Here is a 22,098-nt window from a genome sequence, read left to right as displayed (position 1 = left end):
AAGTGGCGCATGTCGCTGACTTTAATCTGTTTATTAGCGACAGGATGTCGAACGGCAGGAGGTCGTTTTTGCAGGATGCTTTAACACCCTTTAAAACATGAGATAAGCCAGTCAACCCTCTTGTTGGCTGGCTTCTTTTTCACTTAGTGTTGCGTTCGTGTCTTTTGATGTGGGTCGGTAGAATATTGCGTTAATGCGTTTAACACACTTTGATACATGGCTTCTCTTAGAGACTCACGCTTACGGAACGCAGAGCGGTGTTGGCTTTTGACCGATTCGATATCACGAACAGGCTCTGTTAAAGGCAAGTGATACCAGCCATCCGCGGAAACCGTGCCATTACACTCTTGCCAAAAATTATCGTAGCTTGATTTCAAATGTTGGCGCTTAATATGGCAATGGTTTGAAATACCCATAATAGATGTACAGTGGAAAAAAGCGGCAACTGCATAAATAGATGACATCAATAAATTTTTAGGTCGCATCCCATGCATTTGCTTCGTAATGGACTTCACTTGTTCGGTACTTTGTTCAGTAGCAGGCCCCTGTAAAGAACAGATATAAAGTTGGCCCTCAGTACCAAACGAAAAGCTCATTAAATAGATATCATCCCCTGTTTCGTTTAGCAGGTGTAAGGTGAGGTCACCTTCGCGTGGATATTGGGAGTAAACAAGCCTTAATTGCGCATAATCTCCCGATTTTAATTCGATATCTGCAACTTTTAACCCTTGGCGATCAATAGAAAACATTGCTTTGATAGCATCCGTCGAAAATGTTTTTTCGATGAGTTCTAGGGTGTGACTCGCGGTGAGTAATTTTTGTTTTCCGTTCCACTCGCGATGCAAATACTTATTTAAGGGGCGTTCAGCAAAATCAGGAATATTATTTAATTCCTTAGACATGCGGGCACTGGTGTAGCTTTCACACATGGATTGAAATTGCTGATAAGGTTTAGACGGGAGTTTGGCAATACGGACTTGTCGTTTTAAATGGTCATAGCTGTTGTTAATAGACTGCCAAAATTTATTTTGTTTACGCCACTGCTTTAATAATCCCATATATAAACCATACTTGATTGTTGAGTGTTTTTTATTCAGTAAAGTGAAAAGCGTCTGATATTACTCTTATTAACTACAACAAAAGGTAAATAAACTTTAAATAAACTTATAAAATCGCTTGCGGTAAGATGGATTGCGTGAAAGTAACTAGGATTTTGTGTGGGAAATTATTTTGGTTGTTCTACACCCCATATTTACGACAGAATTAATGAAGGATATGCCGTATATTTCGAATTAAGTTTATTAAGTAGGTTTTTATATGAATATTGAACAGCGCATCATGGAAAAGCTTCGTCATATTGAAGAGGAAATGAGAGCGAAGGCACTTTGGCGTGAATTACCACCTAGCCCTGAAGCTTTTGAAAGTACAGAGCCTTTTTCAATTGATACGATGGAAGCAACAGAGTGGTTACAATGGGTACTTATCCCTCGTTTACAAGCACTCATTGAGCAAGGCGCTGTTTTACCCGGAGCTTTTGCTATAGCCCCTTATTTTGAAGAAGTTTATAAGAATGATGAGGAAGGGCAATATCATTTATTGCTGATTCACCTTCGTGAATTAGATGATTTTTTCAGTACTCAGTTGGGTAGGTAGCTCATTGATGTTAGAGATTATTTATCAAGATGAGTATATGGTTGCTGTTAATAAGCCTGCCGGTATGTTGGTGCACCGCAGCTGGTTAGACAGCAAGGAAACTGTGTTTGTTATGCAAACATTACGAGACCAAATTGGTCAATTTGTTTATCCAATCCATCGTCTTGATAGGCCAACATCGGGTGTGTTGTTGTTTGCATTATCCAGTGATGTGGAGAGGCAATTAGCGGCGCAGTTTGAATCTCATCAAATAGAAAAAATCTACCATGCGGTGGTTCGTGGCTATGTTGAAGCGCCTCAAACCATTGATTATCCATTACTTGAGCAGTTGGACAAAATTGCGGATAAACATGCGACCAGAGAGCCGGCATTGCAAGAGTGTGTTACACATTGCCAGCCAATCGCTCAAGTTGAGTGCTCAGTCGCAATTGGGCGTTATCCAACATCTCGGTTTAGTTTACTAGAATTGAAACCAGAAACAGGGCGCAAACATCAGTTACGACGTCATATGTCGCACATTCGTCACCCCATTATTGGCGATAGTAAACACGGTGATTTACGTCAAAACCGCGGTGTAAGCCAACATTTTGCCGTTTCACGGCTAATGTTGCATGCCAGCCTGCTAGTATTAGCTCATCCCATTTCAGGGGAGCGTATCTCTCTGATTGCACAATGGGATGAGTCATGGTTGTCATTGGTAAATCAGTTTGGGTGGCAGCATATCGCCAGCAAATTGGGAATGGGAGAATTCAATTCATCACTGTAGTTGGGTCAATAGGAGGTGTTCGTGTCAAAAATTGGTATTTTTGTGGGAACAGTTTATGGTAATTCCTTAGCGGTGGCTGAATCTGCTCAGGAAATATTGGAGCAACTCGGCCATGAGGTCACGATTTTTGATGAGCCAATGCTCAGTGACTGGCAGCAATATAATGCGGGTGAAGGGGTCGCCTTAGTCATCACTTCCTCTACAGGGCAAGGGGATTTACCCGATACGATTGCTCCACTATTTTATGAAATTCAAGATGTTGTTGGTTATCAACCTGAATTACGTTACGGGTTAATCGCTTTAGGTGATAGCAGCTACGAAAATTTTTGTGGGGCAGGAAAGCGTTTTGATGAGTTATTAACTGAACAATCGGGAACACGGATTGGTGAGGTTTTGTTCATTGACGCGATAGAAGAAGATGTACCCGAAGAATATGCGAAGCCTTGGATACAATCTTGGGGTGAGCAACTGTAAATTACTGCACCGTGAATAGGATTCTCGGTGCAGTAAAGAAAATAAGAGCGGTATTTTAAAACTATTTACGGGTTAATTTTTCAAGGTCAGCTTCAATTTCAGCGATTTTGTTTGAGACCACATGCTCAAGATGACGTAGGTCATCCAAAATTTTATGCTTCAAATCAATATCACTTGTATCGTTTTGGCAAATTTGGTCTAGTTCTTCAATAGCGTAACGTAGGTTGGAGTTGATCTCATTAATTTCTTTGAAATTATTGCTACCATCTGCCGCGGCTACAGTTTTGCGTTGGCGTGGATATTTAAATTTTACACTTTTCGCAAAGAATTCCCCTTTATCTTTGCGAAAATAGATTTTTAAAATATCGTTATTTGCTTCTTGGCGTAGCGTATAACGGTCAATATCTTGAGGGTTGCTAATACCTAAACTTTTTAGATTATCGTACATGTTGTTCACCGAGTTATAGGAAACCGAAATTTGTAGAGGCACAGAGCCGTTAGCATATGCCAGCAGAAACAGTATTATTCTATTTTTGGCAGGAATTAAAAACACGCGCATTAAAGCGAATAACACTTAGCGATGCTATTAATCTGTGTTTTAAAAAGGCAAAAAATAAAATCATACAGTTTATATTCTCGAAAGCCCGACAATAGCTAAACTTATATATTATGCGCGAAATGAGGAAATTGACAAACCCCTCATCATAAGAAAAAGAGGTCTATCATTTTTAGATTGGGTAGAGAACGTGTTTTATCTCTAGCCGAGCGAGGATGTGGGATTAGTCAATGCTTCTTAATAGCTCATTAATACCGACTTTTCCACGGGTTTTGTCATCGACCTTTTTAACAATCACGGCACAATAAAGGCTGTAGCTACCGTCTTTCGATGGCAGATTACCCGATACAACCACAGAGCCCGCTGGCACACGTCCATAGTGGATCTCACCAGTTTCGCGGTCATAAATTTTTGTGCTTTGACCAATATAAACCCCCATTGAAATGACAGACCCTTCTTCAATAATAACGCCTTCAACAATTTCTGAACGGGCGCCAATAAAGCAGTTGTCTTCAATGATGGTTGGGTTAGCTTGTAGTGGTTCAAGTACGCCACCAATACCAACTCCGCCGGATAAATGCACATTTTTACCGATTTGGGCACAAGAGCCTACTGTCGCCCATGTGTCTACCATGGTGCCTTCATCAATATAAGCACCAATGTTGACATAAGAAGGCATCAAAACACTATTTTTAGCGATATATGCCCCTTGGCGAACAGCAGCGGGTGGAACAACACGGAAGCCTTCGCGTTCAAAGCGAGCCTGATCGTAATCCGCAAATTTCATGGGAACTTTATCAAAATAACGGCTTTCAGCCCCTTCGATTACCTGATTATCGTGAATGCGGAAGGAGAGTAATACTGCTTTTTTCAACCATTGATGTGTTACCCAAACCCCTGAAATTTTTTCAGCAACACGCAGTTTACCACTATCAAGTAGGGCAATGGTTTCTGTCACCGCTTGGCGAACGGCGGGGGTCACTGTGGATGGTGTGATAGCCGCTCTATCTTCAAATGCTTGTTCAATGATGGCTTGTAATTGCTGCATTGATTAATTTTCCCCTTTAAGGACCAGTAATAATATTGCTTATAAAACCTAACATTTATCCTTCGAGTTGAGGGTTTCTGTCAACCTTTCTGATAACTCTTGTTGCATTTTTTTATCGAGCGCTTTGTGATTTTTATCTGCAAGGACGAAAAAATCTTCCACTTTCTCGCCAATTGTGGTGATCCGTGCACCATGTAACGAGATTTCCATCTGAGCGAGCACATGCCCAACCCGTGCTAATAACCCCGGTTGATCGAGAGCAAAGAGCTCCATATAGCTACGGCGCTCATTGGTTGAGCGTAAAAAATTCACTTTGGTAGGAACGGTAAAATGGCGTAGTTTTGACGGTAGAGTGCGAGCCTGGGGAAGTGAGATCGCTGGTTGTTGTACCGCGTGTAGCAGACTATGGCGGATCTGCTCATATCTATCTTTTGATAATGGCGTGCCATTCGGTTCTAACACCACAAAGGTATCCATTGCCATGTTGTCTTTGTTGGTGAAAATCTGTGCACTGTGGATACTCAGGTTGCGCCTATCAAGCTCCCCAGCCACGGCCGCAAATAAGTGTGGCTTATCGGGGCACCAAATAAAAATTTCGGTTCCACCGTGTTTTGGCTGTGTGCTGATCAACACGAGAGGCTGCTCAAGATCATGTTTTAATAGGTTACAGGCATGCCAAGCTAATTGAGAAGGCGTGTGACGCAAAAAATAGTCTGCATGACAGCGAGACCATAATTGGTTTAATTTTTCTTCATTGATTGAAGATTGGCGTAATAATGCTAACGCTTGGTGGCGATGATGGCGGATACGTTCCCGTAAATCAGGGGTGCTTTGCATTCCTTGGTTGAGTTGATGTTCAGTAGATAAAAACAGTTCTCGAATTAGGCTCTGCTTCCAACTATTCCAAAGCGTACTGTTAGTTGCACAAATATCGGCAACAGTTAAACACATCAAATAGTTTAGCCGCGTCACTGTTTTGACCTCGAGGGCAAATTGTTTGATGACATCGGGGTCTTGAATGTCGCGACGTTGTGCCGTAACTGACATTAATAAATGGCTTTTTACTAACCAAGAGGCTAACTCAGCTTCCTTGAGCGGCAAATCATGTTGCAGAGCAAACTCATACACAAATTCAGCTCCTAAATCAGAATGATCTCCCGAACGCCCTTTCGCAATATCGTGGAATAATGCGGCAAGCCTTAATGTTTCTGGATGCAACAGCTTAGGGTAAACGCTAACACAGAGTGGATGGTCGCGGCGATTTTCTTCATGAGTAAAGCTATCTATTTTTTGTAGCACTCGGATGGTGTGCTCATCGACCGTATACGCATGAAAAAGGTCAAACTGCATCTGACCAACGATATTGCTCCAATAAGGGGTATAAGCACTTAATACACTGTGTAGATGCATGGGAACGAAAGCCCCTTTAATGGCTCTAGGGTGACGTAATATTTTGATAAAAAGCCGCCTAGCTTCAGGGAGTTCGCATAAAGGAGCGGTTAAATTACGTCGCGCAAAGCGCAGTTGGCGCAAGGTCGTTGAGTAGATCCCCGTGATATTGGGGTATCGAGCCATTAAATAGAACATTTTTAAAATGGCGGCGGGTTGCTTAACGAACAGCATATCATCAATAACATCGATTAATGGCCCCCGCAACTGAAATTGTTCATCTAGTGGACGAGGTTTTTCATCAGGATTGAGAGTAAGAATAGCGTCATCAAACAGTTGTAATAACATCTGATTGAGTTCACGAACGCGGCGTGTCACACGATAAAAATCCTTCATCATCAGTTCAACGGGCTGGTTTTTTTCCCCTTGGTAGCCGAGTAAGCGAGCGACACTAAATTGGCGATCAAATAAAAGGCGATTGTCATAGCGTTTGACAACTAAGTGTAAAGCGAAGCGGATTTTCCATAAAAAAGTGAGACACTCTTTTAGCTCTTGGCGCTCTTCTTCAGTAAGAAAACCAAACCCGACCATTTCATCGACGGTGGTGGCTCCAAAGTGCCGCCGAACGACCCAAAGTAGCGTATGGATATCGCGTAACCCTCCAGGGCTACTTTTTATATCTGGCTCTAAGTTATAGCTAGTACTGTGATAGCGATGATGGCGATCTTGCTGCTCTTCGAGTTTTGCGGCAAAAAAGGTTGCTGAAGGCCAAAAACTATCACTAAAGATGGTTTTTTGTAAGCGTAAGAATAGGGCGATATCACCACAAATTAGGCGCGATTCAATAAGGTTTGTCGCAACGGTTAAATCGGCGATACCCGCATCAATACACTCTTGCAATGAGCGAACACTATGGCCGATATCAAATTTAAGATCCCACAATAGAGTAATAAACTGGCCTATTTTTGAGGCTATCTGTTCAGAAAGAGGCTCTGCACTTAACACTAAAATATCAATGTCTGATAAGGGATGCAGCTCATGTCGCCCGTATCCACCTACAGCAATTAAAGACATATTGGGTTGTCGGTCAAATTGATACTCTTTCCATAAACGCGTGAGTAGGGCATCTAAGTAATCACTGCGCGCATGGACTAAATCAATCACGGACTCGTTTTGCTTGAATGCGGCTTCTAAGTGGTTATGGAAAGATTCGACATGCTGCTTGAGGCGAAGCAGTTCGAGGTCAGAAGATTGAAATAAAGTGGGTGATAAAAACGCTACAGAGGATGGTGTCATCATTATCTTTCCGCATCGATAGGCTGAACACAATAGTGAACAGCTTACTGGGGATTTTCATGGATGAACAGCCGCAAATTAAATTATTTCGAGTAAAAAAAGAGAAGGGAAGCCTTAAGTATGCGGCATGTTACGAAAGTTGTTTTCTCTAACAGGTAACATGCCACATAAGAGCCGCGTGCTAAAAATTAATCGTTAACCAGCACCGCTGAGATATATGGCTCTTCTTCTTTACGTAATGTCATGATTTCACACCCGTTGTCGGTGACAACTAGCGTATGCTCATATTGAGCCGACCAGCTTCTATCTTTGGTTTTTACGGTCCAACCATCATTCATAGTACGGATGCGGTAATCACCGACGTTGACCATCGGTTCGATAGTAAAAGCCATGCCTTTTTGTAATACAACACCGCTGTCATCGGCATCATAATGAAGGACTTGTGGCTCTTCATGGAAACCTTCACCGATACCATGACCACAATATTCACGAACAACAGAGAAGTCATGTTTCTCGACAAATTGTTGAATCGCTTTGCCCAAGGTGCGTAGGCGGATACCCGGTTTTACCATACGTAACGCTAAATAGAGGCTCTCTTGGGTAATATGGCACAGGCGTTCGCCTTGGATGGTTGGCTTACCAACAATGAACATTTTTGAGGTATCGCCATGAAAACCCTCTTTAATCACGGTAACATCGATATTCACAACGTCGCCGTCTTTTAGAATCTTATCATCACTAGGGATACCATGGCAGATAACATCATTGACTGAAATACAGACTGATTTAGGGAAGCCATGATAATTTAAGCAAGCAGGTATCGCTTGTTGTACATCGACAATGTGCTGATGACAAATGCGATCCAACTCCCCCGTGCTAACGCCCGGTTTTACATGGGGAGCAATAATTTCTAACACTTCGGCTGCTAAACGACCAGCAACGCGCATTTTCTGAATATCTTCTTCAGTTTTGATAATAATAGCCATGAATTCAGTCCATTTATGTCAGTAACGACTCTGTGACATAGTTTGTATGAAAAGGGTTTAATAGATGAGCGATAGTACCATCTATATCAACATGATGATGTTTATGGTATCAGCCACTGCATTTTCTGCCAACTAGGCATTGATGCTTCTTAGCCTTTAGAGTGAAATATCAGGCTGGAATGTACGCCATTAAATAAAAGGTATTGAGAGCAAATACACTTTGGGTCTGATATTATGGATAGTGAAACACGAGTATTTGTCGTTGAAGATTTTTTTATCAAATAATAAAAAGAAAAAACGCTATCCATACGCCGTGTATAAAACGCTCAATGATGCTTACCAAGGCGATTTCGCCTCGTTTTAATGAAGAGATTCAAGCCATTTGATGGTGTTTTTTCACCCCGTAAAAAAACAACAAAAGTTGGCTTATTGATCCATTTTATGGTATAAAGCGCGCCGGCGATCCACATTATCTCTTCGAAAAAATCGTTTTGCTACCCTGTTAAAGCGTATTCGATTGGCATTATGGATTAGCGAAAACTAAACTCAATTGTGTATAACACACACGGGTCGACACATGCACCGGGGTGCTCTTATGCGTTTTAGCGCAGCTTTGGAGTCGGTGTTATGGGATCCGTGGAGGCATAACCCCAATTACTTAAAATACAGAGGTATTAAATGGCAACTGTTTCCATGCGCGATATGCTACAAGCGGGCGTACACTTTGGTCACCAGACTCGTTACTGGAACCCTAAAATGAAACCTTTCATTTTCGGCGCTCGTAACAAAGTACATATCATTAACTTGGAAAAAACCGTTCCAATGTTCAACGAAGCTCTGGCTGAGTTGACTAAAATTGCTTCTCGTAAAGGCAAGATTCTGTTTGTTGGTACTAAACGTGCAGCAAGCGAAGCCGTTCAAGAAGCTGCTAATAGCTGTGACCAGTATTTCGTTAACCACCGTTGGTTAGGTGGTATGCTGACTAACTGGAAAACTGTTCGTCAGTCAATCAAACGTCTGAAAGATCTGGAAGTTCAGTCACAAGACGGTACTTTCGACAAACTGACCAAAAAAGAAGCGCTGATGCGTTCTCGTGAACTTGGTAAGTTAGAAAACAGCTTAGGCGGTATCAAAGATATGGGCGGTTTACCTGACGCTCTGTTCGTTATCGATGCAGAACACGAACACATTGCTATCAAAGAAGCAAACAACCTGGGTATCCCAGTATTTGCTATCGTTGATACTAACTCTGATCCAGACGGTATCGACTTCGTTATCCCTGGTAACGACGACGCAATCCGTGCAATCAAATTGTATCTGAGCGCTGTAGCAACTTCCGTTCGTGAAGGTCGTTCTCAGGATCTGGCTGTTCAAGCAGAAGAAGGCTTAGTAGAAGCTGAATAATAAGGCCTGCTCTAATAAAGAGCCCTTTAAACCAGGTATTGCTATATGGTTAGAAGGGGGCCTATATGGCCCCTTTTATCTATCTGAATCAGAATGACCCTTGTAGGGAGCCCCCTACGAGGTATATCGAGGAATAAATCACATGTCTGGAATTACCGCTGCATTGGTAAAAGAACTGCGCGAACGTACTGGCGCAGGTATGATGGAATGTAAAAAAGCACTAGTTGAAGCTAATGGTGATATCGAATTAGCAATCGACAACATGCGTAAATCAGGTCAAGCTAAAGCTGCTAAGAAAGCAGGCCGTGTTGCTGCTGAAGGTGTTATCCTTGCAGAAGTTTTTGCTGATGGCAAAAGCGGTGCTCTGATCGAACTGAACTGTGAAACTGACTTCGTTGCTAAAGATGCTGGTTTCTTGGCATTTGGTAAAGAAGTTATGGCTTCTGTTATCGCTGATAGAAATACTGATATCGAAGCAGTTAAAGCGAAATTCGAAGATGCACGTACTGCTCTGGTCGCTAAAATTGGTGAAAACATCAACATTCGTCGCGTCGCAATCCTAGACGGTGCACAAGTAGGTAGCTACCTGCACGGTGCGCGTATCGGTGTTTTGGTTGCGGCTGAAGGCGCTGATGAAGAGCTGCTAAAACACATTGCTATGCACATTGCTGCAAGCAAGCCTGAATATGTTACTCCAGACGATGTACCAGCGGACGTTGTTGCTCACGAGCACCAAATCCAACTAGACATCGCTATGCAGTCAGGTAAACCACGCGAAATCGCAGAGAAAATGGTTACTGGCCGTATGAACAAATTTACTGGCGAAATCTCTCTGACTGGCCAGCCTTTCGTGATGGATCCAAGCAAATCTGTTGGTGATCTGCTGAAAGAGAAAAATGCGAAAGTCACTAACTTCATCCGTTTCGAAGTGGGTGAAGGTATTGAGAAAGTTGAAACTGACTTTGCAGCTGAAGTTGCTGCAATGAGCAAATAAGTCGTCAGTTTTACAAGGAGCCGCCGATTGGCGGCTCTGTTTTAATATACATTGTAGTAATACAACGAATTCAATAATTAAGGTACGTAGAATCCACCTTTAAGTATTCTGCGTGTGTTACCCCAATAAATTATCTGTGTAGGACAGAACACCATGGCAACCAATGCAAAACCCGTTTATCAGCGTATCCTGCTTAAGCTCAGTGGCGAAGCCTTACAAGGCGCAGAAGGTTTTGGAATCGATGCTAGCGTTTTAGATCGTATGGCTCAGGAAATCAAAGAACTTATAGAGCTGGGTGTACAGGTCGGTGTCGTTATTGGCGGTGGTAACCTGTTTCGTGGTGCTGGTTTGGCACAGGCGGGGATGAACCGTGTGGTCGGTGACCATATGGGAATGCTAGCCACTGTGATGAACGGGCTAGCGATGCGTGATGCATTGCATCGTGCTTACGTGAATGCAAGACTGATGTCTGCTATTCCTCTTAACGGCGTGTGTGATAACTATAGCTGGGCTGAAGCTATCAGTCTGTTACGCCATGGTCGTGTTGTGATTTTTTCTGCTGGAACAGGTAACCCATTCTTTACAACTGACTCTGCCGCGTGTTTACGTGGTATTGAGATTGAAGCGGATGTTGTATTGAAAGCAACAAAAGTTGATGGTGTTTATTCAGCGGATCCTACAAAGAACCCAGATGCCGTACTTTATGAAACGCTGACTTATCAAGAGGTGCTTGAGCGTGAATTGAAAGTGATGGATTTGGCAGCGTTTACGTTAGCACGTGATCATAACTTGCCTATTCGTGTTTTCAATATGAATAAACCTGGCGCTCTACGTCGTGTTGTAATGGGTGAAAATGAAGGAACTCTGATTTCTCACAATTAATACTCAGAGACATCAACCGCGTTTAACTGTATTATCTAATATAAGTTCAGACAATTTAAGCGAGGCTGCATTGCGGCCTTTAATAACCAGTTCTTAAGGGTTGAAAACGTGATTAATGAAATCAAAAAAGATGCTCAAGACCGTATGGAAAAGAGTGTTGAAGCACTAAAAAACCAAATCAGTAAAGTTCGTACAGGCCGTGCGTCACCAAGCCTACTTGATGGCATCATGGTTGACTATTATGGCGCCGCAACGCCTTTGCGCCAACTTGCTAACGTAACTGTTGAAGATGCGCGTACTTTAGCGATTTCAGTCTTTGATCGCTCAATGTCTCCTGCGATTGAAAAAGCGATTATGGCGTCTGATTTAGGTTTAAACCCATCTTCTGCCGGTACTGTTATCCGTGTTCCACTTCCTCCACTGACAGAAGAGCGCCGTAAAGACCTGATCAAAGTTGTTAGAGCGGAAGCTGAGCAAGGTCGTGTTGCTGTTCGTAACATTCGTCGTGATGCGAACGATAAAATTAAAGCCCTGCTGAAAGATAAAGAGATCAGTGAAGACGAAGAACGTCGTTCACAAGATGACATCCAAAAACTGACTGATGGCTACATTAAGAAAGTTGATGAAGCATTAGCGCAGAAAGAAGCTGAATTGATGGAATTCTAATCTATCAAGTAGCGAATAAAGCCATCTAGAGGGAAATCTCTGATGGCTTTATTCATTCATATCTAATAAAAATCCTTTCTTCCCTTTCAAGCTGATATAATCTCAGTATTGAGTAAATACAGAGCATCCGCATAATGAAACGTCTTACTATTCTAGGATCAACAGGTTCAATTGGTAAAAGCACACTTTCTGTTGTCAGAAATAACCGTGATAAATTTCAAATTGTCGCTTTAGTTGCTGGTCGCAATGTGGCGGAATTAGCAAACCAATGCCTTGAATTTCAACCTCAATACGCCTCTATGGCTGATGAATCTTCTGCTCAAGCATTACGGGCAATTTTGTCTGAAAATAATTGCAAAACAGAAGTTTTATCAGGAACAGATGCTGCCATTCAACTTGCAGGCTTGGATGATGCGGACCAAGTGATGTCCGCTATTACTGGTGTTGCTGGACTACTTCCTACCTTAGCCGCAATCCGCAAGGGCAAACGAATTTTATTAGCGAATAAAGAATCGCTGATCACGAGCGGTCGTCTATTCTTTAATGCGATTCGTGAGCACGGTGCGACAGTCTTTCCTATCGATAGCGAACATAATGCGATTTTCCAAAGTTTACCTGAAAACATTCAACTCAACTTGGGTTTTGCCGATTTATCGGCCTCGGGAATTTCAAGCATTATTTTGACAGGTTCTGGTGGTCCTTTTAGGGATACTCCGTTGTCGCACCTAGATAATGTGACGCCGGACGAAGCATGCAACCATCCAAATTGGTCTATGGGGCGTAAGATTTCTGTTGATTCAGCGACGATGATGAATAAGGGGCTTGAATATATTGAGGCTTGTTATTTCTTTAATGCCAATCAACAACAAATGGAAGTGATTATTCACCCTCAATCCGTTATCCATTCTATGGTGCGTTATCGTGATGGTAGCGTGATAGCTCAGCTAGGTACGCCTGATATGTGCACCCCAATTTCATACAGCATGGCTTATCCGCAGCGTATTTCTTCTGGTGTCGAACCGTTAGATTTTACAAAATTGTCATCATTAACCTTTGTACAGCCAGATTATCAACGTTACCCTTGTTTAAAATTGGCTATCGATGCCTGCCATGCTGGGCAAGCAGCCACAACTATTCTAAATGGCGCTAATGAAATCGCTGTCGCTGCATTCTTGGACGGTAAAATACGCTTTACAGATATTGCAAAAATTAACCTAAGTACATTAGAAAAATTGCATTTATCTGAACCAGTTTCGATTGATGAGGTCTTAGACATCGACAATCAAGCTCGTCGAGAAGCTGCACAACTAATCAAACATACATTTTCAGTCTAGTATGTGATTTATTTAGTTGCTGATAAGTATAATAAGTCTTTAATATGTGACGCTTATAAGAACGAAAGATAATATCAGTATTTAGCGGAGAATTAAGGATGTGTCTTATCAGCAAACTCAACAATAGCGGTTATGATAATGCTGAATTCTCGACGCTATGCATACAAGGATTACTATTTAATGAACTCTAGTGGTGAAAATCTCTCTCATTCAGCCTTGCCAAAACATGTTGCGATTATCATGGATGGCAATGGGCGTTGGGCAAAGCAGAGAGGAAAACTAAGAATAACAGGGCACAAGGCTGGCGTTGAGTCTGTGCGTAATGCAGTACGTTTTGCAGTAAAAAACAAGATTAGCTCACTGACGCTGTATGCATTTAGTAGTGAAAACTGGAGAAGACCAGAAAAAGAAGTCAGTTCACTGATGGAGCTATTTGTTTTTGCGTTAGATAATGAAGTCAAGAATCTACATAAAAATAATGTGAAATTATTGGTTATTGGTGATATTAGTCGATTTAGTGAGCGTCTTCAAAAACGTATTCAAAAAGCAGAAAAATTAACTGCAAATAACACGGGCTTAAAACTCAATATTGCGGCGAATTATGGTGGTCGTTGGGATATTGCTAATAGTATGAAGCAAATCTTTGCGCGCGTACAAAGTGGGCAACTTTCTCTTGACGATATCAATGAAAATACCATTGACCATTATGTTTGTATGCATGATCAAGAAAATGTTGATTTGGTTATCAGAACTGGTGGAGAACACCGTATCAGTAACTTTTTATTATGGCAGGTTGCTTATGCGGAATTCTATTTCACCAATGTACTGTGGCCAGATTTTGATGAAATGGTGTTTCAGAATGCAATTGATGCTTTTAGTCAACGCGAGCGGCGTTATGGTGGAGCTGAGTCTGATGATGAGCTCGTTAAATAAAAGGGGTAAATTGTGCTGAAATATCGTTTAATGACAGCGATTGTATTAATACCGCTGGTTATTGCTGCGCTTTTTTTGCTTTCACCTGCCGCTTTTGGTTATGTGGTGATTGCCGTATGTGCTTTAGGGGCTTGGGAATGGGCGCAATTTGCAGGTTGGCACACACAAGCTAAGCGAATTGGTCTTGCGGTGGTTTTTGCCATCATACTGCTAGCCATGCAGTTCTCTTTTGCTGATATCACAACGTTAAAGAATGAGCCGCTTATTTTATATGGTTTATGGGCCGGTCTTATTTGGTGGATAGTGGCAATTTTACTTGTGATTACTTTCCCAGCATCGGCAAAAGCATGGGGGCAATCGGCGTTAGTACGTGTACTGTTTGGGCTGTTAACTATCATTCCTTTTTATTGCGGTATGATGGTGCTTCGAACCATTGGTTACCATAGTGACACCTTTTTTGGTGCTTGGTGGTTGCTATATGTTATGTTGCTGGTGTGGGGTGCTGATTCAGGTGCTTATGCCTTTGGTCGTACAATGGGGCGCCATAAGATGGCACCTAAGGTTTCCCCCGGTAAAACCTGGGAAGGCCTTGTTGGTGGGTTGATCACCGCAGGTATTATTTCTTGGCTATTTAGTTCATTTGCGCCAATCCCAGTAATGCCTGATTATTTGCTGGTTACATCAATTATTGTTGTTGTAGTATCTGTGTTCGGTGATTTGACGGAAAGTATGTTTAAACGCCAGTCAGGAATTAAAGACAGTAGCCATTTAATTCCTGGTCACGGTGGAATTCTTGATCGAATTGACAGTCTAACAGCGGCAATACCTGTATTTGCAGGGTTAAATTTGTTAGTTTTTAACGGGTTCGGTCTCTAGGATAAGACATGGGATTTTTTTGGAGTCTAGCGGCATTTATCATCGCCATTGGGGTGTTAATTACCGTACATGAATTTGGTCACTTTTGGGTTGCACGTCGCTGTGGTGTTTATGTAGAACGTTTTTCTATCGGCTTTGGGAAAACGTTATGGCGCAAGGTGGATCGACAAGGAACCGAATTTGTTATTGCCCTGATCCCGCTAGGCGGTTATGTCAAAATGCTTGATGAGCGCGTCGGTGATGTGTCACCTGAACGCCGTCATTTAGCGTTTAACAATAAAACGGTTGGTCAGAGAGCCGCCATCATTAGTGCTGGCCCAATTGCGAACTTTTTACTTGCAATTGTTGTCTACTGGGTGGTGTTCATGATGGGGATTCCATCAGTACGCCCTGTGATTGAAGATGTGAAACCTGGCTCCGTTGCCGCTAGTGCAAATATTTTGCCGGGAATGGAACTAAAATCGATTGATGGTATCGAAACGCCTGACTGGAATTCAATTCGATTAGCCTTAGTTGGCAAAATTGGCGACAGTGAACTCACTGTGTCCGTATTGCCTCAAGGGTTTAGTGAACCAGTGACTAAAACGATAGATTTAACCGCATGGCAATTTGATCCTGAAAAGCAAGATCCCGTTCTTTCCATGGGAATTATGCCGGTTTCCGCTAGAATTGATCCTGTGATATCGAAAGTTTCACCGGGTTTAGCTGGTGAGCGAGCAGGTTTGCAACCCGGAGATAGAATTGTTAGCGTAAATGGCGAAACATTAGATTTGTGGAATCCGGTAACTCGGTTGATTCGTAATAGTCCGAATCAACCGTTGAAGTTAGCTGTTGAAAGAAATAATCAGATCATCTCACTCACATTGACGCCTGATAGTCAAAATGGAAAGGGTGGCGAGCAAATTGGATTTGCGGGAGTTGAACTTTCAGTGTTACCGTTAGCAGATGAATATAGAATGGTGCAGCAATATGGGCCATTTTCTGCCATCTATCAAGCTAGCGATAAAACGTGGCAGTTGATGAAACTGACCGTGAATATGATGGGCAAACTCGTTGTTGGGGATGTCAAACTTAACAACTTGAGTGGACCGATATCTATTGCGAAAGGTGCAGGGGTATCGGCAGAGTCAGGCTTGGTATATTATTTGATGTTCATTGCGCTGATAAGCGTAAACTTGGGCATTATCAATTTGTTTCCATTGCCTGTATTAGATGGGGGGCACTTGCTCTTCCTGTTAATTGAGAAAATTAAAGGAAGTCCAGTGTCTGAGCGAGTACAAGACTTTAGTTATCGGATAGGTGCAATGGCATTGATTCTGTTAATGGGACTTGCACTTTTTAATGATTTCTCTCGCTTCTAACAAGTAAGCTGGGGACCAGTAAGGAATACGCATAACAACGATGGCGATGAAAAAGTTGCTCATAGCGTCGCTGCTATTTGGCAGCGCGACTGCATACGGTTCAGACGGATTCGTAGTTAAGGACATTCGTTTCGAAGGTCTACAACGCGTCGCCGTTGGTGCAGCATTATTGAACATGCCTGTCAGGGTAGGTGACTCGATTGATAACGAAGATATTAGCCGTTCAATTCGATCTCTATTCTCTACTGGCAACTTCGAAGATGTTAGGGTCCTGCGTGATGGAAACACGCTGATCGTTCAAGTTAAAGAGCGACCAACCATCGCGAGTATCACTTTTACAGGCAATAAATCTGTTAAAGATGATATGCTCAAACAAAACTTGGAAGCATCAAACATTCGTGTTGGTGAGGCTTTGGACCGCACGAAAATAGCGAATATCGAGAAAGGTCTGGAAGACTTTTACTATAGTGTTGGTAAATACAATGCGACAGTAAAAGCAGTGGCTACGCCACTGCCTCGTAACCGTGTAGATTTAAAATTTGTGTTCTCTGAGGGCGTGTCTGCAAAAATTCAGCAGATTAACGTCGTAGGAAACAAAAATTACACGACGGCTGAATTGGTTAATAAATTCCAATTGCGTGATGATGTGCCATGGTGGAACCTAGCGGCAGACCAAAAATATCAAAAACAAAAACTGGCTGGTGATTTAGAAACTCTTCGTAGTTTCTATCTTGACCGTGGCTATGCGCGTTTCAATATTGATTCCACTCAAGTCAGTTTGACGCCAGACAAAAAAGATATCTACATTACAATTAATGTCACTGAAGGCGATCAATATAAGATCTCTGGTGTGGAAATTAATGGTAATACCGCAGATCATCTGACTGAAATTCAAGAACTCATTACGATCACCCCAGGCGAGCTGTATAACGGCACGCAGGTGACGAGTATGGAAAACAAAATCAAGGATCTTCTTGGTCGTTATGGTTATGCCTATCCTCGTGTAATGACACAACCTGAAATTAATGATGAAGATAAAACGGTCAAACTGCATGTCAATATCGATGCAGGTAACCGCTTCTATGTTCGTCAAATCCGTTTCCAAGGTAATGACACAAGTAAAGACTCGGTCCTTCGTCGTGAAATGCGCCAGATGGAAGGGGCTTGGCTTGGTAATGATTTAGTCGAATTAGGCAAAGAGCGTCTTAACCGTACGGGTTTCTTTGAAACTGTTGATGTCGAAACGCAACGTGTACCGGGTAGCCCAGACCAAGTCGATGTGGTCTACAAAGTTAAAGAGCGTAATACAGGCTCCATGAACTTTGGTGTCGGTTTCGGTACTGAAAGTGGCGTGAGTTTCCAAGTCGGTGTAAGTCAAGACAACTGGTTAGGAACCGGTAATGCGGTTGGGATCAACGCAAGTAAAAACGATTACTCAACCAACGTTGAAATGTCGTTTACGGATCCTTACTTCACCGTTAATGGTGTGAGCTTAGGCGGGCGTGTTTTCTATAATGATTTCCGTGCGAAAGATGCTGACTTGTCTGGCTATACCAATAAAACCTATGGTTTAGATACGTTCTTAAGCTTCCCATTCAACGAGAATAACTCATTCCGTGTTGGTGCAGGTTACGTTCATAACTCATTGTCTGATATGCGTCCGCAAGCAGCAATGTGGGATTACCTCTATTCTATGGGCGATAAGCCACCAATTAATGATGATGGTCGCAATAAAGAGAAATTTAATGCGGATGACTTCACTGTTAATTTAGGTTGGACTTATAATTCCTTGAACCGTGGTTTCTTCCCGACATCGGGTAATAAAACCAGTGTTTCAGGTAAAATCACCGTTCCAGGCTCTGATAACGAGTACTACAAACTGCGTTTTGATACAGCACAGTACTACCCAATCAATGAAGATGAGACTTGGGTTATCTTAGGTCGTGCACAAGCAGGCTACGGGGATGGTCTTGGCAGCAAGCAAATGCCATTCTATGAAAACTTCTATGCTGGTGGTTCAAGTACGCTGCGTGGTTTCCGTTCTAACAATATCGGGCCAAAAGCGGTTTATCTGAAAAATGTTAATGGTAAAGGTGAGCCTGAACCGGGTAGCCCATCAAGCGATGCGGTAGGTGGTAATGCGATGTATGCGGCGTCCTTTGAGCTGATTACACCAACACCATTTATCGATGAGAAATACTCAAATACAGTTCGTACATCGTTATTTGTTGATGCGGGTACAGTATGGGATACCAACTGGAACAGTATCAATGCAGATTGGCGTAAAGGCATGCCAGATTATGGTAAAGCAACAAACGTCCGTGTTTCTACGGGGGTTGCTCTACAGTGGATGTCACCGCTTGGGCCTCTGGTCTTCTCCTATGCGCAACCTATTAAGGATTACGAAGGGGATAAATCAGAACAGTTCCAATTTAATATTGGTAGAACGTGGTAATCTAGAACGTCTCTATCTAAGGAAAGCCCTTGCATATATTGTGAGGGTGACCAAAATTTCCAGCCATAAATATGGGTTAAGGAGTTTCGTGTGAAAAAATTGTTGTGTGCGGCGGGTGTCACTCTGGCTTTGGCTATGTCAGCAGGTGCTTATGCAGATAAAATTGCAGTCGTGAACGTTGGCGAAATTTTCCAAAAAATGCCAGCGCGCGAAGCTGTAGCTAAACAGCTTGAAAGTGAATTCAAAAGCCGTGCGACAGAGTTGCAAAATTTAGAAAAAGACCTTCAATCACGCGTAGAAAAATTACGTCGTGATGGTGCAACAATGAAGCAAAGCGAACGTGAAAAACAAGAAAAAGAGCTGATGGCTAAACGTGATCAGTTCGCAGAAAAAGCGCAAAAATTTGAAGAAGACAACCGTCGTCGTCAAATGGAAGAGCGTAACAAAATCCTAAGTCGTATTCAGGATTCTATTAAATCTGTTGCAGCCAAAGAAGGTTATGATGTGGTTATCGATGCAAATGCTGTTGCATATGCCAAAGATAGCGTAGACATCACGAGTAAGGTTCAAAAACAGGTTAAATAATAGATGTCCTCAATTCGATTGGCTGACCTCGCTCAGCAGTTGAATGCACAGTTACACGGTGATGGCGATATCGTCATCACCGGTATTGCACCGATGTATTCAGCAAATAATCAGCAAATTACATTCCTATCAGATAGTCGCTACAGCGACAAACTCGCTGAGTGTCAGGCTGCCGCTGTGGTATTAACAGCGAAAGATCTTGATGCTTGTAAAGTGGCGGCGCTGGTAGTCGATAACCCTTATCTTGCCTATGCTCGCATGGCACAAATCATGGATACAACGCCAAGCCCAGCAGAGAATATCCATTCGTCAGCCGTTATCGATGAAGGGGCGAAGTTAGGAAACAACGTGGCGATTGGGGCGAATGCCGTGATTGAAAGCGGCGTTGTGTTAGGCGATAACGTTGTTATTGGCGCAGGTTGTTTTGTTGGTAAAAATACTCGTATCGGGGCTGGTACGCGTTTATGGGCGAATGTTAGCGTTTACCATAATGTTGAAATTGGTGAACACTGCTTGATCCAATCAGGAGCTGTTATCGGTTCTGATGGTTTTGGCTACGCGAATGATCGTGGCAATTGGGTCAAAATTCCTCAGCTAGGCACAGTTATTATTGGCGATCGCGTAGAAATTGGCGCTTGTACAACAATTGATCGTGGTGCGCTAGATAATACAGTTATTGGTAATGGTGTTATTATTGATAACCAATGTCAGATAGCACACAACGTAACCATCGGTGATAATACCGCCGTAGCAGGTGGCGTTATCATGGCGGGTAGCTTGAAAATTGGTCGCTACTGCATGATTGGTGGTGCGAGTGTTATTAACGGTCACATGGAAATTTGCGATAAGGTGACTGTCACAGGGATGGGAATGGTTATGAGACCAATCACTGAACCTGGTGTATACTCTTCTGGTATTCCTTTACAGCCTAATAAAGTTTGGCGTAAAACAGCAGCTTTGGTTTTGAATATCAATGAGATGAATAAGCGCTTAAAAGCTGTTGAGCGTGAATTAGATAGTCAAACTCAAAAAAATCAGTAATCATTTCGTAATTCAGGTTAAAATAATCGACTGAGTTACGTTTTTCCGGCCTGCCAGTTAACCTAACTTTATGGTTAAAGCAGGCCGATTCGTTAATTAAATTGTATTAATAGACAGGAAGAGTATTTCGATGAGTGATAATCATACTCTGAATATTGAAGAGATTTTAGAATTACTTCCACACCGTTACCCATTCCTTTTGGTTGACCGTGTACTGGATTTTGAAAAAGGAAAATCTCTGCGCGCAGTAAAAAATGTGTCATTCAATGAACCCTTTTTCCAAGGCCACTTTCCGGGCAAACCTATTTTTCCAGGTGTGTTGATCCTAGAAGCAATGGCTCAAGCAACAGGTATCCTAGCATTTAAGAGCGTTGGTAAACTAGAACCGGGTGAATTGTACTATTTTGCAGCGATTGATAATGCTCGTTTCAAGCGCCCAGTGTTGCCGGGAGATCAGATGATCCTCGAAGTCGAGTTTATTAAAGAACGTCGCGGTGTTGCACGTTTTAAAGGTGTTGCAAAAGTTGATGGAGAAGTGGCCTGCGAAGCTGAAATGATGTGCGCCCGTCGCCGTGAGGTCTGATATGATTGATAAAACAGCCTGTATTCATCCCTCATCGATTGTCGAAGATGGAGCTATTATTGGTGCCAATGTTCGTATTGGCCCTTTTTGTTATATTGGTGCTAACGTTGAAATCGGCGAAGGCACTGAGCTCAAATCGCACATTGTTGTTAATGGCCACACCAAAATTGGCCGTGACAATGTGATCTTCCAGTTCGCATCGATTGGTGAAATCAACCAAGACCTGAAATACCAAGGTGAACCAACACGAGTCGAGATCGGTGACAGAAACCGTATAAGAGAAAGTGTCACTATCCATCGCGGAACGATCCAAGGCGGTAGTTTAACCAAAGTGGGTGACGATAACCTATTTATGGTGAATGTGCATATTGCCCACGATTGTATTATTGGTAACCGCTGCATCATTGCAAACAACGGTACACTGGGTGGTCATGTTATTTTAGGTGACTTCGCAATTATTGGCGGAATGACTGCCGTTCATCAATTTTGCCAAATTGGTGCTCATGTTATGGTTGGCGGTTGTTCAGGTGTGGCGCAAGATGTTCCACCTTACGTCATTGCGCAAGGTAACCATGCAACGCCTTATGGCCTGAATATTGAAGGCTTGAAGCGTCGCGGTTTTGATAAAGAGTCTCTACATGCGATTCGTAATGCTTACAAAGTCCTTTATCGTTCAGGTAAATCACTAGAGGAAGCACGTAGCGAAATCGCTCAACTTGCACAAGCTAACCCGCATGTGAAAGTGTTCAGCGAGTTCCTTGAGAACTCCGCAGAGTCTAATCGTGGTATTATTCGTTAGTCGGTAGTTAAGATAAC

General features: G+C 42.5%; 21 protein-coding genes. 16 read left to right on the top strand and 5 right to left on the bottom strand.

Features of this window, described 5'->3' with window-relative positions; translation table 11 throughout:
- Positions 1-143: 143 nt before the first annotated feature.
- Positions 144-1,058, bottom strand: coding sequence for a VirK/YbjX family protein (locus tag M1E93_RS15135; protein ID WP_036943413.1), 915 nt, complete (start codon positions 1,056-1,058; stop codon positions 144-146).
- A gap of 259 nt (positions 1,059-1,317) precedes the next feature.
- Between M1E93_RS15135 and M1E93_RS15130 the strand changes: the two genes are divergently transcribed.
- The 3 genes from M1E93_RS15130 to M1E93_RS15120 are packed head-to-tail and all read left to right on the top strand — an operon-like array spanning position 1,318 to position 2,893.
- On the top strand, positions 1,318-1,653 hold the full coding sequence (locus M1E93_RS15130; RefSeq protein ID WP_004916805.1) for a YqcC family protein: 336 nt from the start codon (positions 1,318-1,320) through the stop codon (positions 1,651-1,653).
- A 7-nt stretch (positions 1,654-1,660) separates the two neighbouring features.
- Positions 1,661-2,419 (top strand): tRNA pseudouridine(65) synthase TruC, encoded by a 759-nt coding sequence (gene truC, locus M1E93_RS15125; RefSeq protein WP_104873319.1) that lies wholly within the window; start codon positions 1,661-1,663, stop codon positions 2,417-2,419.
- A 21-nt stretch (positions 2,420-2,440) separates the two neighbouring features.
- Positions 2,441-2,893, top strand: a complete 453-nt coding sequence (locus M1E93_RS15120) for a flavodoxin (protein ID WP_036943415.1) — start codon at positions 2,441-2,443, stop codon at positions 2,891-2,893.
- Between the two features lie 61 nt (positions 2,894-2,954).
- Here M1E93_RS15120 and M1E93_RS15115 read toward each other — a convergent pair whose 3' ends face one another.
- The 4 genes from M1E93_RS15115 to map all read right to left on the bottom strand — a co-directional run bounded on the left by M1E93_RS15115 (position 2,955) and on the right by map (position 8,168).
- On the bottom strand, positions 2,955-3,341 hold the full coding sequence (locus tag M1E93_RS15115; protein WP_014657679.1) for a DUF3461 family protein: 387 nt from the start codon (positions 3,339-3,341) through the stop codon (positions 2,955-2,957).
- 331 nt (positions 3,342-3,672) lie between these two features.
- Entirely contained in the window at positions 3,673-4,497 is an 825-nt protein-coding gene (gene dapD / locus M1E93_RS15110) for a 2,3,4,5-tetrahydropyridine-2,6-dicarboxylate N-succinyltransferase (RefSeq protein WP_040132403.1), read from the bottom strand.
- 48 nt (positions 4,498-4,545) lie between these two features.
- The gene (glnD, locus tag M1E93_RS15105) at positions 4,546-7,185 is read right to left on the bottom strand and encodes a bifunctional uridylyltransferase/uridylyl-removing protein GlnD (RefSeq protein WP_104873320.1); all 2,640 of its coding nucleotides are present in this window, start codon (positions 7,183-7,185) and stop codon (positions 4,546-4,548) included.
- A gap of 185 nt (positions 7,186-7,370) precedes the next feature.
- A complete protein-coding gene (map, locus tag M1E93_RS15100; protein WP_004916796.1) occupies positions 7,371-8,168 on the bottom strand; it encodes a type I methionyl aminopeptidase in 798 nt (265 codons plus the stop codon).
- Positions 8,169-8,846: 678 nt separating this feature from the next.
- Here map and rpsB point away from each other — a divergent pair.
- The 13 genes from rpsB to lpxA all read left to right on the top strand — a co-directional run bounded on the left by rpsB (position 8,847) and on the right by lpxA (position 22,081).
- Positions 8,847-9,572 carry a 30S ribosomal protein S2 gene (gene rpsB / locus M1E93_RS15095; RefSeq protein ID WP_004916790.1) on the top strand — a complete coding sequence of 242 codons (726 nt, stop codon included), beginning with the start codon at positions 8,847-8,849 and terminating at the stop codon, positions 9,570-9,572.
- Between the two features lie 142 nt (positions 9,573-9,714).
- Positions 9,715-10,566 carry a translation elongation factor Ts gene (tsf, locus tag M1E93_RS15090; protein ID WP_004916787.1) on the top strand — a complete coding sequence of 284 codons (852 nt, stop codon included), beginning with the start codon at positions 9,715-9,717 and terminating at the stop codon, positions 10,564-10,566.
- A 153-nt stretch (positions 10,567-10,719) separates the two neighbouring features.
- Positions 10,720-11,448 (top strand): UMP kinase, encoded by a 729-nt coding sequence (gene pyrH / locus M1E93_RS15085; protein WP_426207007.1) that lies wholly within the window; start codon positions 10,720-10,722, stop codon positions 11,446-11,448.
- Between the two features lie 108 nt (positions 11,449-11,556).
- Positions 11,557-12,114, top strand: coding sequence for a ribosome recycling factor (frr, locus tag M1E93_RS15080; RefSeq protein WP_004916781.1), 558 nt, complete (start codon positions 11,557-11,559; stop codon positions 12,112-12,114).
- 134 nt (positions 12,115-12,248) lie between these two features.
- Entirely contained in the window at positions 12,249-13,448 is a 1,200-nt protein-coding gene (ispC, locus tag M1E93_RS15075) for a 1-deoxy-D-xylulose-5-phosphate reductoisomerase (protein ID WP_036943421.1), read from the top strand.
- Between the two features lie 180 nt (positions 13,449-13,628).
- Entirely contained in the window at positions 13,629-14,381 is a 753-nt protein-coding gene (gene uppS, locus M1E93_RS15070) for a polyprenyl diphosphate synthase (RefSeq protein ID WP_004916773.1), read from the top strand.
- Between the two features lie 12 nt (positions 14,382-14,393).
- Positions 14,394-15,257 carry a phosphatidate cytidylyltransferase gene (gene cdsA, locus M1E93_RS15065; protein WP_061064346.1) on the top strand — a complete coding sequence of 288 codons (864 nt, stop codon included), beginning with the start codon at positions 14,394-14,396 and terminating at the stop codon, positions 15,255-15,257.
- An 8-nt stretch (positions 15,258-15,265) separates the two neighbouring features.
- Positions 15,266-16,618: a sigma E protease regulator RseP gene (gene rseP, locus M1E93_RS15060; RefSeq protein WP_014657684.1), complete on the top strand. Its 1,353-nt coding sequence runs from the start codon at positions 15,266-15,268 to the stop codon at positions 16,616-16,618.
- 40 nt (positions 16,619-16,658) lie between these two features.
- Positions 16,659-19,073, top strand: coding sequence for an outer membrane protein assembly factor BamA (gene bamA, locus M1E93_RS15055; protein ID WP_004916767.1), 2,415 nt, complete (start codon positions 16,659-16,661; stop codon positions 19,071-19,073).
- Positions 19,074-19,163: 90 nt separating this feature from the next.
- Entirely contained in the window at positions 19,164-19,658 is a 495-nt protein-coding gene (skp, locus tag M1E93_RS15050; RefSeq protein ID WP_004916764.1) for a molecular chaperone Skp, read from the top strand.
- A 3-nt stretch (positions 19,659-19,661) separates the two neighbouring features.
- Positions 19,662-20,699: a UDP-3-O-(3-hydroxymyristoyl)glucosamine N-acyltransferase gene (gene lpxD / locus M1E93_RS15045; protein ID WP_004916761.1), complete on the top strand. Its 1,038-nt coding sequence runs from the start codon at positions 19,662-19,664 to the stop codon at positions 20,697-20,699.
- Positions 20,700-20,829: 130 nt separating this feature from the next.
- The gene (fabZ, locus tag M1E93_RS15040) at positions 20,830-21,282 is read left to right on the top strand and encodes a 3-hydroxyacyl-ACP dehydratase FabZ (RefSeq protein ID WP_004916757.1); all 453 of its coding nucleotides are present in this window, start codon (positions 20,830-20,832) and stop codon (positions 21,280-21,282) included.
- A gap of 1 nt (position 21,283) precedes the next feature.
- Positions 21,284-22,081 (top strand): acyl-ACP--UDP-N-acetylglucosamine O-acyltransferase, encoded by a 798-nt coding sequence (gene lpxA, locus M1E93_RS15035; protein WP_004916754.1) that lies wholly within the window; start codon positions 21,284-21,286, stop codon positions 22,079-22,081.
- Positions 22,082-22,098: the final 17 nt, after the last annotated feature.

Source organism: Providencia sp. PROV272, assembly GCF_049901975.1.
Classification (GTDB): domain Bacteria; phylum Pseudomonadota; class Gammaproteobacteria; order Enterobacterales; family Enterobacteriaceae; genus Providencia; species Providencia stuartii.
The sequence above is the reverse complement of the archived record's forward strand: the minus strand, read 5'-3'. Positions and strand labels throughout refer to the sequence as shown.

Excerpts from the sequence above, each read along its gene's own strand:
- map (WP_004916796.1), bottom strand. The coding sequence starts at position 8,168 with ATGGCTATTATTATCAAAACTGAAGAAGATATTCAGAAAATGCGCGTT.
- fabZ (WP_004916757.1), top strand. The coding sequence starts at position 20,830 with ATGAGTGATAATCATACTCTGAATATTGAAGAGATTTTAGAATTACTT.
- tsf (WP_004916787.1), top strand. The coding sequence starts at position 9,715 with ATGTCTGGAATTACCGCTGCATTGGTAAAAGAACTGCGCGAACGTACT.
- bamA (WP_004916767.1), top strand. The coding sequence starts at position 16,659 with ATGGCGATGAAAAAGTTGCTCATAGCGTCGCTGCTATTTGGCAGCGCG.
- uppS (WP_004916773.1), top strand. The coding sequence starts at position 13,629 with ATGAACTCTAGTGGTGAAAATCTCTCTCATTCAGCCTTGCCAAAACAT.
- lpxD (WP_004916761.1), top strand. The coding sequence starts at position 19,662 with ATGTCCTCAATTCGATTGGCTGACCTCGCTCAGCAGTTGAATGCACAG.
- M1E93_RS15130 (WP_004916805.1), top strand. The coding sequence starts at position 1,318 with ATGAATATTGAACAGCGCATCATGGAAAAGCTTCGTCATATTGAAGAG.
- M1E93_RS15135 (WP_036943413.1), bottom strand. The coding sequence starts at position 1,058 with ATGGGATTATTAAAGCAGTGGCGTAAACAAAATAAATTTTGGCAGTCT.
- dapD (WP_040132403.1), bottom strand. The coding sequence starts at position 4,497 with ATGCAGCAATTACAAGCCATCATTGAACAAGCATTTGAAGATAGAGCG.
- ispC (WP_036943421.1), top strand. The coding sequence starts at position 12,249 with ATGAAACGTCTTACTATTCTAGGATCAACAGGTTCAATTGGTAAAAGC.
- glnD (WP_104873320.1), bottom strand. The coding sequence starts at position 7,185 with ATGATGACACCATCCTCTGTAGCGTTTTTATCACCCACTTTATTTCAA.
- pyrH (WP_426207007.1), top strand. The coding sequence starts at position 10,720 with ATGGCAACCAATGCAAAACCCGTTTATCAGCGTATCCTGCTTAAGCTC.
- rseP (WP_014657684.1), top strand. The coding sequence starts at position 15,266 with ATGGGATTTTTTTGGAGTCTAGCGGCATTTATCATCGCCATTGGGGTG.
- lpxA (WP_004916754.1), top strand. The coding sequence starts at position 21,284 with ATGATTGATAAAACAGCCTGTATTCATCCCTCATCGATTGTCGAAGAT.
- rpsB (WP_004916790.1), top strand. The coding sequence starts at position 8,847 with ATGGCAACTGTTTCCATGCGCGATATGCTACAAGCGGGCGTACACTTT.
- M1E93_RS15115 (WP_014657679.1), bottom strand. The coding sequence starts at position 3,341 with ATGTACGATAATCTAAAAAGTTTAGGTATTAGCAACCCTCAAGATATT.
- truC (WP_104873319.1), top strand. The coding sequence starts at position 1,661 with ATGTTAGAGATTATTTATCAAGATGAGTATATGGTTGCTGTTAATAAG.